Source organism: Phenylobacterium aquaticum (assembly GCF_947378715.1).
Taxonomy (GTDB): Bacteria; Pseudomonadota; Alphaproteobacteria; order Caulobacterales; family Caulobacteraceae; genus Phenylobacterium; species Phenylobacterium aquaticum_A.
Map to the genome: position 1 here is coordinate 17,202 of NZ_CANCLE010000027.1, position 14,334 is coordinate 31,535.

General features: G+C 69.5%; 15 protein-coding genes. 10 read left to right on the forward strand and 5 right to left on the reverse strand.

Features of this window, described 5'->3' with window-relative positions:
• Nucleotides 1-87: 87 nt before the first annotated feature.
• Nucleotides 88-1,284 carry a Na+/H+ antiporter NhaA gene (nhaA, locus tag Q7P21_RS05760; protein WP_304164858.1) on the forward strand — a complete coding sequence of 399 codons (1,197 nt, stop codon included), beginning with the start codon at nt 88-90 and terminating at the stop codon, nt 1,282-1,284.
• A 21-nt stretch (nt 1,285-1,305) separates the two neighbouring features.
• Here the strand turns inward: nhaA and Q7P21_RS05765 are convergent, their stop codons facing one another.
• The 4 genes from Q7P21_RS05765 to Q7P21_RS05780 form a co-directional block, all read right to left on the reverse strand.
• Entirely contained in the window at nt 1,306-2,244 is a 939-nt protein-coding gene (locus tag Q7P21_RS05765; RefSeq protein ID WP_304164857.1) for an alpha/beta hydrolase, read from the reverse strand.
• 25 nt (nt 2,245-2,269) lie between these two features.
• Complete coding sequence (locus Q7P21_RS05770; protein ID WP_304176168.1) at nt 2,270-3,823, reverse strand: long-chain-fatty-acid--CoA ligase; 1,554 nt, start codon at nt 3,821-3,823, stop codon at nt 2,270-2,272.
• Between the two features lie 224 nt (nt 3,824-4,047).
• On the reverse strand, nt 4,048-5,487 hold the full coding sequence (locus Q7P21_RS05775) for an aldehyde dehydrogenase family protein (RefSeq protein ID WP_304164854.1): 1,440 nt from the start codon (nt 5,485-5,487) through the stop codon (nt 4,048-4,050).
• Nucleotides 5,488-5,622: 135 nt separating this feature from the next.
• Complete coding sequence (locus tag Q7P21_RS05780) at nt 5,623-6,558, reverse strand: SMP-30/gluconolactonase/LRE family protein (protein WP_304164851.1); 936 nt, start codon at nt 6,556-6,558, stop codon at nt 5,623-5,625.
• A gap of 221 nt (nt 6,559-6,779) precedes the next feature.
• Between Q7P21_RS05780 and Q7P21_RS05785 the strand changes: the two genes are divergently transcribed.
• The 5 genes from Q7P21_RS05785 to Q7P21_RS05805 all read left to right on the forward strand — a co-directional run bounded on the left by Q7P21_RS05785 (nt 6,780) and on the right by Q7P21_RS05805 (nt 10,076).
• A complete protein-coding gene (locus Q7P21_RS05785) occupies nt 6,780-7,514 on the forward strand; it encodes an SDR family oxidoreductase (RefSeq protein ID WP_304164848.1) in 735 nt (244 codons plus the stop codon).
• 77 nt (nt 7,515-7,591) lie between these two features.
• A complete protein-coding gene (gene folB / locus Q7P21_RS05790; RefSeq protein ID WP_304164865.1) occupies nt 7,592-7,939 on the forward strand; it encodes a dihydroneopterin aldolase in 348 nt (115 codons plus the stop codon).
• Nucleotides 7,936-8,424, forward strand: coding sequence for a hypothetical protein (locus Q7P21_RS05795; RefSeq protein WP_304164845.1), 489 nt, complete (start codon nt 7,936-7,938; stop codon nt 8,422-8,424). Before folB ends, Q7P21_RS05795 begins: the two co-directional genes overlap by 4 nt.
• 104 nt (nt 8,425-8,528) lie before the next feature.
• Nucleotides 8,529-8,936, forward strand: coding sequence for a hypothetical protein (locus Q7P21_RS05800; protein ID WP_304164842.1), 408 nt, complete (start codon nt 8,529-8,531; stop codon nt 8,934-8,936).
• Nucleotides 8,937-9,101: 165 nt separating this feature from the next.
• Nucleotides 9,102-10,076: a tetratricopeptide repeat protein gene (locus Q7P21_RS05805; RefSeq protein WP_304176170.1), complete on the forward strand. Its 975-nt coding sequence runs from the start codon at nt 9,102-9,104 to the stop codon at nt 10,074-10,076.
• On the opposite strand, the gene Q7P21_RS05810 is transcribed toward Q7P21_RS05805, so the two are convergent.
• Nucleotides 10,073-10,960, reverse strand: a complete 888-nt coding sequence (locus tag Q7P21_RS05810; protein ID WP_304164838.1) for a branched-chain amino acid aminotransferase — start codon at nt 10,958-10,960, stop codon at nt 10,073-10,075. The genes Q7P21_RS05805 and Q7P21_RS05810 overlap by 4 nt on opposite strands.
• Before the next feature lie 77 nt (nt 10,961-11,037).
• Between Q7P21_RS05810 and Q7P21_RS05815 the strand changes: the two genes are divergently transcribed.
• From Q7P21_RS05815 to Q7P21_RS05830, 4 genes are all read left to right on the forward strand, one after another.
• Entirely contained in the window at nt 11,038-11,517 is a 480-nt protein-coding gene (locus tag Q7P21_RS05815; protein ID WP_304164835.1) for a MarR family winged helix-turn-helix transcriptional regulator, read from the forward strand.
• Nucleotides 11,517-12,230: a response regulator gene (locus Q7P21_RS05820; RefSeq protein ID WP_304164833.1), complete on the forward strand. Its 714-nt coding sequence runs from the start codon at nt 11,517-11,519 to the stop codon at nt 12,228-12,230. The genes Q7P21_RS05815 and Q7P21_RS05820 overlap by 1 nt, the downstream gene beginning before the upstream one ends.
• Complete coding sequence (locus Q7P21_RS05825) at nt 12,230-13,579, forward strand: ATP-binding protein (protein ID WP_304164831.1); 1,350 nt, start codon at nt 12,230-12,232, stop codon at nt 13,577-13,579. The genes Q7P21_RS05820 and Q7P21_RS05825 overlap by 1 nt, the downstream gene beginning before the upstream one ends.
• Before the next feature lie 66 nt (nt 13,580-13,645).
• Entirely contained in the window at nt 13,646-14,068 is a 423-nt protein-coding gene (locus Q7P21_RS05830; RefSeq protein ID WP_304164828.1) for a DUF2147 domain-containing protein, read from the forward strand.
• The last annotated feature ends 266 nt before the right edge of the window (nt 14,069-14,334 follow it).

A 14,334-nucleotide genomic window follows, 5' to 3' on the forward strand; every position in this document is an offset into this window, starting at 1 on the left:
ACGGCGCCCGTGGGGCAAGCCCGACGCCGGGTCAGGAACCGCCCGATTGTCATGTTCCGGCCACGGAGGTCATGCTAGCCATGCCGCATGTCCCGGCGCCCGACACTCGAATTCCTCAAGACCGAGGCGGCCTCTGGCCTGATCCTGGCCTTCGCCGCCTTCGCCGCGATCGTCATCGCCAACTCACCCCTGGCGCACCGCTATTTCGACTTTGTCAGCCACCCGATCACCATCCAGATCGGCGCCTTCCACGAAACCAAGACCGTGCTCAAATGGGTGAAGGACGGGCTGATGGCCGTGTTCTTCTTCGTGGTCGGGCTGGAGATCAAGTACGAGATCCTGCGCGGCGAGCTGTCCAATCCCAGGCGCCTGGCCCTGCCGGTGCTGGCGGCGATCGGCGGCATGGCGGTCCCAGCCCTGGTCTATCTGGCCTGCAACCTGGGCGCGGGCGGCGCGCCCCTCGGCTGGCCGACCCCCGTCGCCACCGACATCGCCTTCGCGCTCGCGGCCCTGGCCGTGGCCGGCCCGCGCCTGCCCGCGTCCCTGCGGGTGTTCCTGCTGACCCTGGCCATCGCCGACGACCTGGGCGCCGTAGGGCTGATCGCGCTGTTGTTCACCGCGCAAGTCAATGTCTGGGCCCTGGCGGCGGCCGGGGCGGGCATCGGCCTGATGGCCTTGCTGGGGCGGTGGCGCAATGCGCCCTATCTGTTCTACGCCGTGCTGTTCGCCGTGGTCTGGGCCTTCACCCTGGAGAGCGGCGTCAACACCTCGCTCGCCGGTGTCGCCGCCGCCATGACCATCCCGCTCGGCGCGCGACGCCATGGCGAGGCCGGGGTGCTGCACGATTTCATGCGCAGCCTGCACCCCTATGTCGCCTATCTGATCCTGCCGCTGTTCGCCTTCACCGCCGCCGGCTTCTCGTTCCGGGGCCTGACCCTGGCGCAGCTGCTGGGGCCGATCCCGATCGGCGTGGCGCTGGGCCTGTTCGTCGGCAAGCAGGTCGGGGTGTTCGGCGCCTCGGCCCTGGCCATCGGCCTGAAGCTGGCCCGGCGTCCCACCGGCGCCAAATGGGCCGAGCTCTATGGCGTCTCCCTGCTGTGCGGGGTCGGCTTCACCATGAGCCTGTTCATCGGCGGCCTGGCCTTCCCGCTCGGCGACGCCGCCGCCCAGGGCGGCGTGCGGCTGGGCGTGGTGGCCGGATCAGTGCTGTCGGCCCTGGTCGGCATGGCGGTGCTGGCCGCCTGCCAGAGATCGCGCGTGGACGGGCCGGCGGACGAGGACTGACCCCGTCCACGCGTCCGCGCGTCAGGCCAGCGCCGCCTTCAGCGTCGCGGCCGTTTCGCGGGCCGCGGCTTCCACCGCCGGGGAGACGTCGCCCAGGATGTAGAAGTCGTGGACCATGTCGTCATACTGGATGTGGGTCGCCTTGACCCCGGCGGCGTTCAGGCGCGCGGCATAGTCGCGGCCCTCGTCCTTCAGCGGATCATAGCCGGCGGTGACCACCAGGGCCGGCGGCGTGCCGGCGATGTCGGCCTTGGATCCCAGATTGGCCCGGTGCGCCTGGGGATGGCCGGCGGCGGCCAGGCACTTCTCGAACCAGGCCATGACCTCCTTGGTCAGCAGCGGACCATCCAGGTCCTTGCGCGACTGGGTCTCCTGGTCCGGCCAGATGCCGGGATAGAGCAGCAGCTGATAGGCGAGCTTGCGGACCGGATCGCCCTTCAGGTCGATGGAGACCGAGGCCGCGAGGTTTCCACCCGCCGAGCAGCCGCCGACCGCCAGCTTCGTCGGGTCCATGCCGAGCTCGCCGGCGTGGTCGAACACCCACTTGGTCGCCTCCAGCGCATCGTCATGGCTGGCCGGAAACGGATGCTCGGGCGCAAGCCGGTAGTCGATGGCGATCACCCGGATGCCGGCATAGCTGGCCAGGCGGCGGCAATGGCCGTCGTGACTGTCCAGGTCGCCGATGGCGAATCCGCCGCCGTGGAAATAGATCAGGCCGGGCGTGATCGCCGGCGCGCCGGCAGGGGTATAGAGCCGGGCCGGAATCTCGCCGGCCGCGCCGCCGACCTTCAGGTCGCGGGCTTCGACGTCCTTGGGCGCGTTCTGGTTCTGGGCCTGGCGCTGCATGGTGTAGCCGGCGCGGATCATGGCCGCGGGCAGCTGGTCGAGCGGCGGCATGGCCGGCGCGTCGGCGGCCGCAGCGGCCTGTTCGTCGATCATCGCCTTGATGTGCGGATCCATGGTGCGTCTCGCTCTCTCTTGAAATTCAGCTGACCTGGCGGTCGCGCCCGGCCCAGAATGGCGCGCGCAGCTCGCGGCGCAGCACCTTTCCCGACGGGTTGCGCGGAAGGACCTGGATGAAGTCCACCGACTTCGGAACCTTGTAGCCGGCGATCAGCGGCCGGCAGTGGGCGATGATCGAGGCCGGGTCGGGATCGGCGCCGGGCGCCAGCACCACCACCGCCTTGACCGCCTCGCCCCAGCGGTCGTCCGGCACCCCGATCACGGCGGCGTCAGCCACGGCGGGATGGGAGAACAGGGCGTTCTCGACCTCGGCCGGATAGACGTTTTCGCCCCCGGAGACGATCATGTCCTTCACCCGGTCGTGGATGAACAGATAGCCGTCGGCGTCGAAGAAGCCCGCGTCGCCGGACCGGAACCAGCCCTCGGCGTCGATGGACTGGGCCGTGGCGTCGGGCCGGTTCCAATAGCCCTTCATGATCCCGGCGGAGCGGATCTCGATCTCACCCACCTCGCCGGTCTCAGCGTCTCGGCCGTCGACCCGGACGCGGAGCTCATAGCCCGGCGTCGCCACCCCGCAGGCGCGCAGCTTGCCGCGCGAAGCCTCGTGATCGGCCGGTGACAGCCAGGCCCCGCCGCCGATGGTCTCGGTCAGGCCATAGAGCTGGGTGAAGTCCGAGCCGAACCGCGCCTGAGCCCGCGTCAGCACCTCCTCCGAGATCGGCGAGGCGCCATAATAGACCTTGTCCAGGGTCGAGAGGTCCGCGTCCGCAATATCCGGATGCTGCAACAGGGCGTTGATGATCGCCGGCGCCAGGAAGGCGTGGCGGATGCGGTGCTCGCCGGTCAGCCGCAGGATGGCCCCATAGTCGACCTCGCGCATGATCACGGTGCGCGCGCCCTGCAACAGGGCCAGCATGCCCAGATTGGCCCCGGCCACATGGAACAGCGGCATGGCGACCAGCACCCCGTCGCCCGCCTCGAACCGGGCCCAGACCTGGGTCGCCCCGGCGAAACAGGCGGCGTAGTTGGTCTCGGTCAGCTGCACGCCCTTGGGCAGGCCGGTGGTGCCGGAGGTGTAGAGCTGGATGACGTCATCGTCGGGCAGGGCCTGCGGCATCGGGTCCGTCGCTGGATGAGCGCCGATCCAGGCCTGAAAGCCCGGCCAGATCGGATGGCCGGGTTCGACCTGGATCAGGGTCTTGAGATCCGGCAGCTCGGCGCCCAGGCTGGCCAGGGTCGCAGCATAGTCCGCGCCGATGACCGCCAACCTGCAGCCGGCGTCCTTCAGGATGAAGGCGATCTCCGGCGGGGCGAGCCGCCAGTTCACGGGGGTCAGGCAGGCCCGGGCTTTCAGGCAGCCGAACCACAGGACGTAGAAATCCGCATTGCCCTTGGCCAGGGTCCCGATCCGGTCGCCGGGCTGGACGCCCGCCGCGATCAGGGCCTGGGCGCATTGGGACGCGCGGCGATCAAGCTCGCCATAGCTGATCGCCTGACCCTCGAACCACAGGGCGAGATCGTTGGGGCGATCCTGGGCATGCACGCGCGCGACATCGGCGACACAGGTGATGGACACGCGGCTTCTCCCGGCGCCGACGCCACGAGCGTGCGGCGCATTCTTCTTATTTGTCCTTCTCCCCTTGCGGGAGAAGGTGGCGGCGAAGCCGACGGATGAGGGGTCTTGCTCCGCCATCCATCAGCAGCCGCCGCAACATCGGGAGAGATTTGAGAAACCCCTCACCCGACCCTGCTCCGCAGGGCCACCCTCTCCCACAAGGGGAGAGGGATCGCCTTACTGGATTATTCCGCGGCGACTTTCGGCGCGTAGCCGAGGATGGCCTTGGTTTCCAGGAACTCGTGGAAGGCGAAATCGCCCCACTCGCGCCCGTTGCCGCTCATCTTGTAGCCGCCGAAGGGGGCCATCATGTCGCCGCCACCGCCGTTGATCGACACCTGGCCGGCGCGCAGCTTCTTCGCCACGTCGCGGGCCTTGGAGAGGTCTTCCGCCTGGACGTAAGCCGCCAGGCCGTACTCGGTGTCGTTGCCGACCGCGATCGCCTCGTCGAGGGTCTCATAGCCGAGGATCGACAGCACGGGGCCGAAGATCTCTTCCTTGGCGATGGTCATCTCGTTGGTGACGTTGGCGAAGACGGTGGGCTTCACATAATAGCCCTTGTCCAGGCCTTCCGGACGGCCCACGCCGCCGATGACGACGGTCGCGCCCTCGTCGATGCCGGCCTGGATCAGCTTCTGGATCTTGTTGAACTGGACTTCCGAGACCACCGGACCCAGCTGGGCGTTGCCGTTGGGATCGCCGACCGTGATGGTCGAGGCGGCTTCGCGGGCCACCGTGATCGCCTCTTCCATGCGGGCGGAAGGGACCAGCATGCGGGTCGGCGCGTTACAGGACTGACCGGAATTGGTCATCATGGTCGCGACGCCACGGGCCACGCCCTTGGCGAAGGCCGAGTCGTCCAGGACGATGTTCGGGCTCTTGCCGCCCAGTTCCTGGGCCACGCGCTTGACGGTCGGAGCGGCGTTCTTGGCCACCTCGATGCCGGCGCGGGTCGAGCCGGTGAAGGACACCATGTCCACGTCCGGGTGGCTGGACAGCGGGACGCCGACGCCGAGGCCGTCGCCCTGGACCATGTTGAACACGCCGGCGGGAACGCCCGCAGCATGCATGATCTCAGCGAAGATGTGGCCGGTGAAGGGGGCCACTTCCGAAGGCTTCAGCACCATGGTGCAGCCCGTCGCGATGGCCGGGGCCACCTTGCAGACGATCTGGTTCAGGGGCCAGTTCCAGGGGGTGATGAAGCCGCAGACGCCGATCGGCTCCTTGACGATCATCGTCGGGCCACGGTCTTCCTCGAACTTGAAAGTCTTCAGCACTTCTACGGCGGTGGCCAGGTGGCCCATGCCGATCGGAACCTGGGCGCGCTGGGCCAGGCTGGCGGGAGCGCCCATTTCCTCGGTCACGGCCGTGGCCAGGTCGCCGAAGCGCTTCTGATATTCGGCCAGGATGCGGCCCAGGACTTCCAGGCGCTCTTCACGGCTGGTCTGCGACCAGGTCACGAAGGCGGCCTTGGCGGCCTTGACGGCCTTGTCGACGTCGGTCGCGTTGCCGAGCGAGATCTTGCCGCAGACGGCTTCGGTGGCGGGATTGATGACGTCGAGGGTCTTGGCCTCGGTCGGATCAACCCATTTCCCATCGATATAGAATTGCAGGTACTCGCGCATGGACGTTCTCCCGTGGGTTTGTAGGGCGCGCCAGGGGGTTTGGTCCCGCCAGGCTTCAAACAAGCATTTTAGTGATCGCCGTTAACTGGGGAAGCCCCCAAACGGCCTGAGCCTCAAACTCGTTGGCGCCCAGCCTTACTTTCGCTGGTGGATGTGGGGTTGGCCGGCCACCGGGCAACGGGTCTTGAGCACATAATCGGCCCGGATCGAGCCGATATAGAGGTCCTTCATATCCGCCCCGCCCCAGGTGACATTGGTCGGGTGATTGACGATCTGGCCCGTGGGGTCGTGGATCACCGTGATCACCTCCAGCGCCGGCGTGATCGCCACCACCTTGTCGGCGCCCGGCAGGCAGACCCAGAGATTGCCCTCGGCGTCCATGCCCACCCCGTCGGTATAGCCCAGGTCCTCATGGGCCGGCGCGGGCTGGCCGGGGATCTGCAGGGCGCCCAGCACCGGGCCATAGCGCTCACCCTTGCCCAGCCGCCCGCCGGCCAGGATCGGGAAGGCCATCACGTCGGCGCCCGAGGTCTGGGCGCAGAACAGCACATCGTCCTCGGCCGACAGCGCCAGCCCATTGGGGAACTTCAGCCCCTCGGCGACGATCTCGGTGGAGCCGTCCGGCCGCAGGACGAAGATGAAGCCGTCGGTGCGGCCGTCCAGCGCCTGGGGCCAGGTCTCGGCATGGGTGGAGTTGGCGCACCAGATGTTGCCGGCCCGGTCCATGACCGGATAGTTGGCGCTGGTCAGCCGCCGGCCGCCGACCTCGGCCACCAGGGTCTCGTGCAGGCCCGTGGCTGGATCGAACCGCTGCAGCGGCCCCTCCTGGCGGTCATAGATGCCGAAATTGGCGATCAGCACCCGGCCCTGGCGGTCCATGTTGATCCCGTTGGGCGCGCCGCCCGCCGGGCCCAGCCGCTTGAACGATCCGTCCGGGAAGATCTCGGCCACCGCGCACTGGTGGTCGGAGGCGAACACGCGACCGTCGGCGCCCACCACCACGTCCTCGGGCCGGTCGATGCCGAGCGCGATCCTCTCGAAGGCCTGCGGCGGGATCGGGCTGAGCGGCATGGGGCTTCCTCTGGGCGTTTTCTTTTCACACTGGCCTTTGCTGCGCCGCGTCCACAAGCCCGCTTGCTCCGAAAGGGCGGGGCCGCTAAAGCCCGGACAACCCCGCGCCGGAGACCCCCATGAACCCGCTCTTCATCATCCTGCCGTTCTTCGCGGTCATCCTGGCGCTGAACTACTTCGACTTCGGTCGCCTGGACTAAGGTCGGACGGGGGTTTCCCCCATGGTCGCCAAGGATCGCGGCGCGGCGCTGGTCACCGGCGGCACGCGCCGCATCGGCCGCGCTCTGTCACGCGCCTGCGCCGAGGCCGGCTTTGACGTCGCCCTGCACTGCCGCGCCGTCGACGACGACGCCGAGCGGACCGCTGCAGAGATCCGCAGCCTGGGCCGCCGCGTCTCCATCCATGTCTGCGACCTGCGCCGCGAGGCCGAGACCGCGCCCCTGATCGGCGACGTGGAGAGCGAGCTCGGGCCCGTGACCCTGCTGGTCAATTCCGCCTCGATCTTCGAGGAGGACGCCTTCGCCACCATGAACCGCCATTCCTGGGACACGCACCTGGAGACCAATCTCCGCGCCCCCATGGTGCTGGCCCAGGCCTTCGCCCGCAGGCTGCCCCCGGGCCGCGACGGCCTGATCGTCAATCTGCTGGACCAGCGGGTGCTGGACCCTAGGCCGGAGTTCTTCAGCTATGCGCTGTCCAAGAGCGCGCTGTGGGACGCCACCCGCATGCTGGCCCGGGCTCTGGCCCCACGCATCCGGGTCAATGGCATAGCCCCCGGCCCGGTCCTGCAATCCATCCACCAGACCGACGCCGATTTCGCCGCCGAGGCCGCCGCCACCCTGCTCGGTCATTCCGCCGACCCGGTGGAGATCGGCCAGGCGCTGGCCTATCTGATTGACGCCCGTTCGGTGACAGGACAGATGATCGCTGTCGACGCCGGTCAGCATCTGAGCTGAAGGAAAAGCGCTTGGCCCTGCCCCAGGAGACGCCTGCCGAACCCCACGACACCCCGGCCGCCGCCGGTCGCATCGTCATGACCAAGATCTTCGTCACCGGCCTGAAGGTCGAGGCCGAGATCGGCGTCTACGCCCACGAAAAGGGCCGCGCCCAACCGCTGATCGTCGATGTCGAGCTCGACGTCCCGGCCGCCGGGGTCGAGCGCCTGGCCGACACAGTCAATTACGAGATGGTCGGCGACGCCGCCCGGGCCATCGCCGCAGAGGGCCATATCGGCCTGGTCGAGGCCTTCGCCGAACGCCTCGCCAGGGCCTGCCTGGCGGATCCCCGGGTGATGCGCGCCCGGGTGCGGGTCGAGAAGCCCCTGGCCCTCGCCCCCCACGCCTCGGCCGCCGGGGTCGAGATCACGGTCGTCCGCGGGTGACCCCCACCCACAGCGCCAGGCTCTCGCCCCTCCAGGCTGAGACGGTCTGGACGCTGGAGGGCGCGGAGATCATTGAGCGGCGCGGCGGCCAGTCCCGCCGCTTTCCCCTGGCCAGGCTGAAGACCCTGAAGGTCACCCGCGACGGGGCGATCCTCGGCTTCGGCCTGCGCCGCATGGCGATCCCGGCCAACACCTATGCCGGAGGCCTGCGCCCCCAGGACCATACCGACAGCTTCGCCCCGTTCCTCGAAGCCGTCGCCGAAGCCGCCGGCCACGCCGCGCCGGGCGCCAAGCTCAGGACCGCACGCCCCCGCAACGCAGAGCCCGTGGTCTGGGTCATGGTGCTGATGGGGACCGGGGCTGCGGCGCTCCTGCTGTTCGCCGCCATGGCCGGCGCCTGGACGCTCGGCGTGGCGCTGGCCGCACGGCTCTTGTTCGTGACCATCCTGGCGGCGGCGGTGTTGCCGTGGATGGACCGAGCTTAGGCAGGGGCTTGAACCAGATGAACACGAATTAAAGTGGCGAAACGGCCGATCGGGGCCAGATTATAGCCCAGGCGCCAATCACGGCGTTCCCTATGGACCCGAACATGAGCGACCACGCCGCCCCCCAATCCGCCGCCGTCTTGTCCGAAGACCGCACCCTGCCGATCGTGGTCTATGTGCTGTACCTGCTCGGCTTCACCAACGGGATCACCTTCCTGATCGGCCTGGTGGTCGCCTACGCCAACCGCGAGACGGCGGGGCCGGCGATGCGCAGCCACTACACCTTCCAGATCCGCAGCTTCTGGCTGGCCATCGCCTGGTGCGTGATCGGGGTGGCCCTGGTCGTGGTGGGCATTCCCCTGTCCCTGGTCCTGGTCGGCATCCCCGTGGTGATGCTGGGCGGCTTCATCTGCGCGGCGATCGGCGTCTGGTTCGCGGTCCGCTGCATCGTCGGCCTGGTGCATCTGTCGCGGGGCGATGCCTATCCGCGACCCACCAGCTGGCTGATTTAGAGGCGCCAGGCGCACGCTTCGCCTAAGAAGCGCGCGCCACGCCCCGTTTGGTTCCCCCACCAGTTGCGCCTGCTCGACGCTGGATCAGCCCCCCCGGACGCTGCATGCGGGCGCCGTGCGGGGGGCGGCCGGCGGGGGGTTCGCATGCTGGGTCGGATATTTGGAATGCTGCTGGGTCTGGCGCTGGGCGCCGCCGGCTACGCCATCCTGCATCCGGGCGGGCTGGAGGGGCGGATCCCCCCCATCCCACTGGGTCCGTTCGAGCCCTTGAGCCTGTTCGTGGCCGCGGCGGCGGCCGGCTTCGGCCTGGTGATCTTCATCGCCGCCCTGATGCCCAAGGGTCCGAGCGGCCCGTCGGGCGGCGGCGGCAAGCGCAAGACCAACAAGTCCGGCCAGCCGATCGTCATCGACTTCACCTCTGACCATTCCGCGCCGAGCGCTGGCGACCACGGCGCACCGCATGCGGCGCTGGTCTCCGAGCCTGACGCTCCCAGCCATGCCGAGGCGCACGCCGCGCCGGAGCCGGCGCCCGAGCCCCACCAGCATGCGCCCGCCCCGCCCCAGGCGGTGGGGGCGTTCGCCGAGGCCCGGCAAGCGCTCCGCCACGAGACACGGGCCGAGAACTGGCCCCAAGCCGCCGTCCTCGTCCGGCGGCTTTCGTCTTTGGCGGCCACGGATCACGAGCGGATGCTGGCGGCGCAGGACGCCGGCGACTTCGCCCGCAGCCAGGGCCAGACCGACACCGCCGCCGAGGCCTATGAAGAGGCCCTGTCCTACGCCCGGGGGCTGGGGGACAAGGCGGCCCTGGCCGACGCCCTGACCAATGTCGGCGACATGGCCTATGACGAGCACCGCCTGGACCACGCGGTCGGCGCCTATGAAGAAGTGCTGGGCCTGAGGCGCCAGCTGGTGGCAGCCGACGCCGGCGACCTGGAGGCCAAGCGCGGCCTGTCCCTGGCCCTGGAACGCCTGGCCGACGCCCGCGAGGATCGCGGCCATCGGGTCCGCGCCCTCGACCTCTATCGGGAGAGCATGGTGATCACCACCAAGCTGGCCTCCGCAGACCCCGCGCGGTTCAGCGAGGACCTGGCCATCACGCGGCGCCGGCTGGGCGAGCTCGAAGCGAAGGTCGCGCTTTAGGCGCTCACCAGCTCCCGGCGAACCATGCGCGCATAGTCGTCCATCAGGCCGAGCGACAGGGCGCCGGGGGTGAAGCGGTATTCGCCGATCTCGGCCACCGGGGTGACCTCGGCGGCGGTGCCGACCACGAAGCATTCGCTGAAGTCCGCGAGCTCCTCCGGCTTGATGTGGCGCACGACCACCTCGATCCCCTGGCTCTTGGCCAGGGCGATCACCGACTGGCGGGTGATGCCGTTCAGGAAGCAGTCGGGCAGCGGGGTGTGCAGCACCCCGTCCTTGACGAAGAACACGTTGGAGCCGGTCGATTCCGCGATGTAGCCGCGATAGTCGAGCATCATGGCGTCGGTGTACCCGTCCTTCTCCGCGGCGTGCTTGGAGATGGTGCAGATCATGTAGAGGCCGGCGGCCTTGGCGTGGACTGGCTCGGTTTCCGGCGACGGGCGCTTGTACTTGGCCCAGCACATGCGGATGCCCTTGGCCCGCTCTTCCGGCTTGAAATAGCTCGGCCAGTCCCACACGGCGATGGCCACGTGGATCTTGGTCTGTTGCGCTGAGACCCCGATCATCTCCGAGCCGCGCCACGCGATGGGGCGGACATAGGCGTCGGTCAGGCCGTTCTTGGCGCAGGTGTCCTTGCAGGCCTGATCGATCTCGGCCACCGTGAAGGGGATTTCGAAGTCGAGGATTTCCGCCGACTTGAACAGACGCTCGGTATGCTCCCTCAGCTTGTAGATTTCCCCGCCATACATCCGCTCGCCCTCGAACACCGAGGAGGCGTAGTGGAGGCCATGGGTCAGTACGTGCACCTTCGCCTCGCGCCAGGCGACGAACTGGCCGTCCAGCCAGATCCAACCATCGCGATCATCGAAGGGAACGAGAGACATGGGGAAAAGTCCTCCTTTCAAGCAAGCCTCCTTACAAACCCCCTGATCCGCGCCGTCAAACAAAATGGAGCCCCCGCATGACGCCGCAGACCGATCCGCGGCTCATCCTGCGCGACGAGGAGCTGGACGCCGGCCTGGAGGCCATGATGCTGGCCGAGGCTGCGCTCTGGGCCGGTGTCGACGCCGGCCTCGAGGTCGAGAACCTGGGGCTGGGCCGCTCCCACTGGCGCGCCGCCTTCCTGTTGAAGCGGCGGCCGGGCCTGGGCGTGCAGGAGTTGGCGCGCCTGACCAGCCTGTCGAAACAGGCCGCCAGCCGCATCGTCAGCGACCTTGAGCTCAAGGGGCTGGCGGAGAAGGCCCAGGGCGAGGAGGATGGCCGCCGGCGCGCCGCCCGGCTGACCCCGGCCGGCGCCGCCTTCGAGGAACGGATCGCCGAGCGCCTGCGCGGCCAGCTGGCCCGGGCCTATCGGACCGGCGGCCTGGACGGGGTGAGCGGCACGCGCAGGATCCTGGCGGCCATCGCCGCCGGGCGCGGCAAGAGCGGAGCGAGCGGCTGATGGCCATGGTCGAGACGACGAGCGCCGAGCGCCACCTGCTGGTGGTCGACGACGACGACCGCATCCGCGACCTCTTGAAGGAATATCTGACCCGGGCCGGCTTCCGGGTCTCGGCCGCGCCGGGCGGGGCGGCGGCCCGCAAGCTGATGGAGACCCTGGACTTCGACCTGGCGGTGTTCGACGTGATGATGCCGGGGGAGGATGGCTTCTCCCTGACCCGCTGGCTGCGCGAGCGCAAGGGCGCCGCCGGCGGCACCCCGATCCTGATGCTGACCGCCCGGGGCCTGGCGGAGGACCGCATCGAGGGCCTGAGGCTGGGCGCCGACGACTATCTGGCCAAGCCCTTCGAGCCGGAGGAACTGTTGCTGCGGATCGAGGCGATCCTGCGCCGCGCCCAGGCCCGCCCCCTGGCCGCGACCACCGCGCTCGTCTCGCTCGGCCGCTGCCGGTTCGACGCCGAGCGGGGCGAACTCTCCTGCGACGGGGCCGCCGTGCGGCTGACCGAGGCCGAGATCGCCCTGCTGCGCCGCCTGGCCCGCAGCCCGCACGAGCCGGTCGAGCGCATGGAGCTGGCCAAGGAGACGGTCGATCCCTCCGGCCGCGCCATCGACGTCCAGGTCACCCGCCTGCGCCGCAAGATCGAGGCCGATCCCAAGGCCCCGCGCTATCTGCAGACCGTGCGCGGCGTAGGCTATCTGCTGGCGCCCGACTGATGCGGCTTAGGCTCCTCTCCTCCGCGCGCTGGCAAAGGATCATCAAGCGCAGCCTGCCGACCACCCTGTTCGGCCGCTCCTTGCTGATCATCATCCTGCCGGTCGCGGTGATGCAGATCGCCGTCACATGGGTGTTCTTCGACGCCCACTGGCAGACCGTGACCAGCCGCCTGTCGGAGGGCCTGGCCGGCGACGTGGCCTGGGCCGTCGAGAGCTATCAGGACGATCCAAGCCCGGCCGCGCTCGCCAAGCTGACCGACCGGGCCGAGCGCTCCATGAGCCTGTCCATCGCCCTGCAGCCGGGCCGCACCCTGCCGACCGGCCGTCGCCCCGCCCTGTTCGCCGTCGTCGACCGCTCGATGGAGCGCGCGCTGCTGGCCCGGCTCGACGCCCCCTTCTGGTTCGACACCACCCGCTACCCCGCCTATGTCGACATCCGGGTGAAGGTGCCCCAGGGGGTCCTGCGGGTGCTGGCCCCCCGCGACCGGGCCATCGCCACCCAGGGCCATATCTTCGTCCTGTGGATGACCGTGGCGACCCTGATCCTGACCGCCATCTCGATCCTGTTCATCCGCAACCAGGTCCGCGCCATCGAGCGGCTGGCCTCGGCGGCGGAGGATTTCGGGCGCGGCATCGAGGCCCCGGCCTTCAAGCCGCACGGCGCCCGCGAGGTCCGCCAGGCCGCCCACGCGTTCCTGGCCATGAAGTCGCGCATCCAGCGCCATATCGACCAGCGCACCGCCCTGCTCGCCTCGGTCAGTCACGACCTGCGCACCCCGCTCACCCGGCTGAAGCTGGAGCTGGCGCTCGCCGAGCCCGGCAAGCGCAACGCCGAGATGAAGCGCGACCTGGCCGAGATGGAGCACATGATCGACGAGTACCTGGCCTTCGCCCGGGGCGAGGGCGGCGAGGCCGTCGAGACCATCCGCCTGCGCGGCCTGATCGAGGAGGTCAGCGAGGGCGCGGTGCGGGCCGGCGCCCGCGTCGAGGTGGCCGCCGATCCGGAGCTGACCGCCTCGGTGCGGCCCAACGCCCTGAAGCGCGCCCTCTCCAACCTGGTGATGAACGCCGCCGTCCATGGCGAGCATATCGCCGTCGCCGCCCATGCGCGCACCTCCGGCGGGGTGGAGATCATCATCGACGACGACGGCCCCGGCATCCCCGAGGACCGCTACGAGGACGCCTTCAAGGCCTTCAACCGGCTGGACGAGTCCCGGAACCAGAACGAGAAGGGGGTGGGCCTGGGCCTGGCCATCGCCCGCGACGTGGCGCGCGGCCACGGCGGCGACGTCACCCTGTCGCGCTCGCCGCTCGGCGGGCTTCGCGCGATTGTCAGGTTGCCGGGCTAGAACCGGGGAACAAGGTTCGGCCATACTGGGCGCCAATAACGGCCAACCGCCTCCTGGAGCCTCGACGTGAAACCCACCGCCCTCGCCCTGATCGTCGCCCTCGGCCTCGCCGGCGCGGCCCACGCCGCCGACCCGGTCCAGGGCGAATGGCTGACCCCCTCCGGCTCGGCCAAGGTCAAGATCGCCCCCTGCGCCGACAAGGTCTGCGGGACCATCGTCTGGCTGAAGGCCCCGCTCACCCCCGAGGGCAAGCCCAAGACCGACGCCAACAACCCCGACCCCAACCAGCGCCAGCGCCCGGTGGTCGGCCTGCAGCTGATCCGCGACTTCAAGTCCGCCCAGGGCAAGTGGGTCGACGGCAAGATCTATGACCCGCAGTCGGGCAAGACCTACGCCTCCAAGCTGACGCCCAATCCGGACGGCACGCTCAAGGTCGAAGGCTGCATCTCGGTGATCTGCCAGGCCCAGACCTGGAAGCGCGCGAACTGAGGGGGCGGCCATCCAAACTCGCCCCGCCCATCGCGACGACCTCGACACTCTGACCGCGCTCAGGCTCGCCCTGTTTCCGGACCATGCGGCGGCCTGGCATCGCTTGGAACTGGAGACCCTGATCGCGCGATCCGACTACGGGGTGTTCGTAGCGGTGGCGGCGACGGGGCTGGTCGGGTTCGCCGAGGTCGCGTTGCGGCGCGACTATGTGAACGGCTGCGACACCAGCCCCGTGGCCTTCCTGGAGGGGATCTATGTGGCGCCGG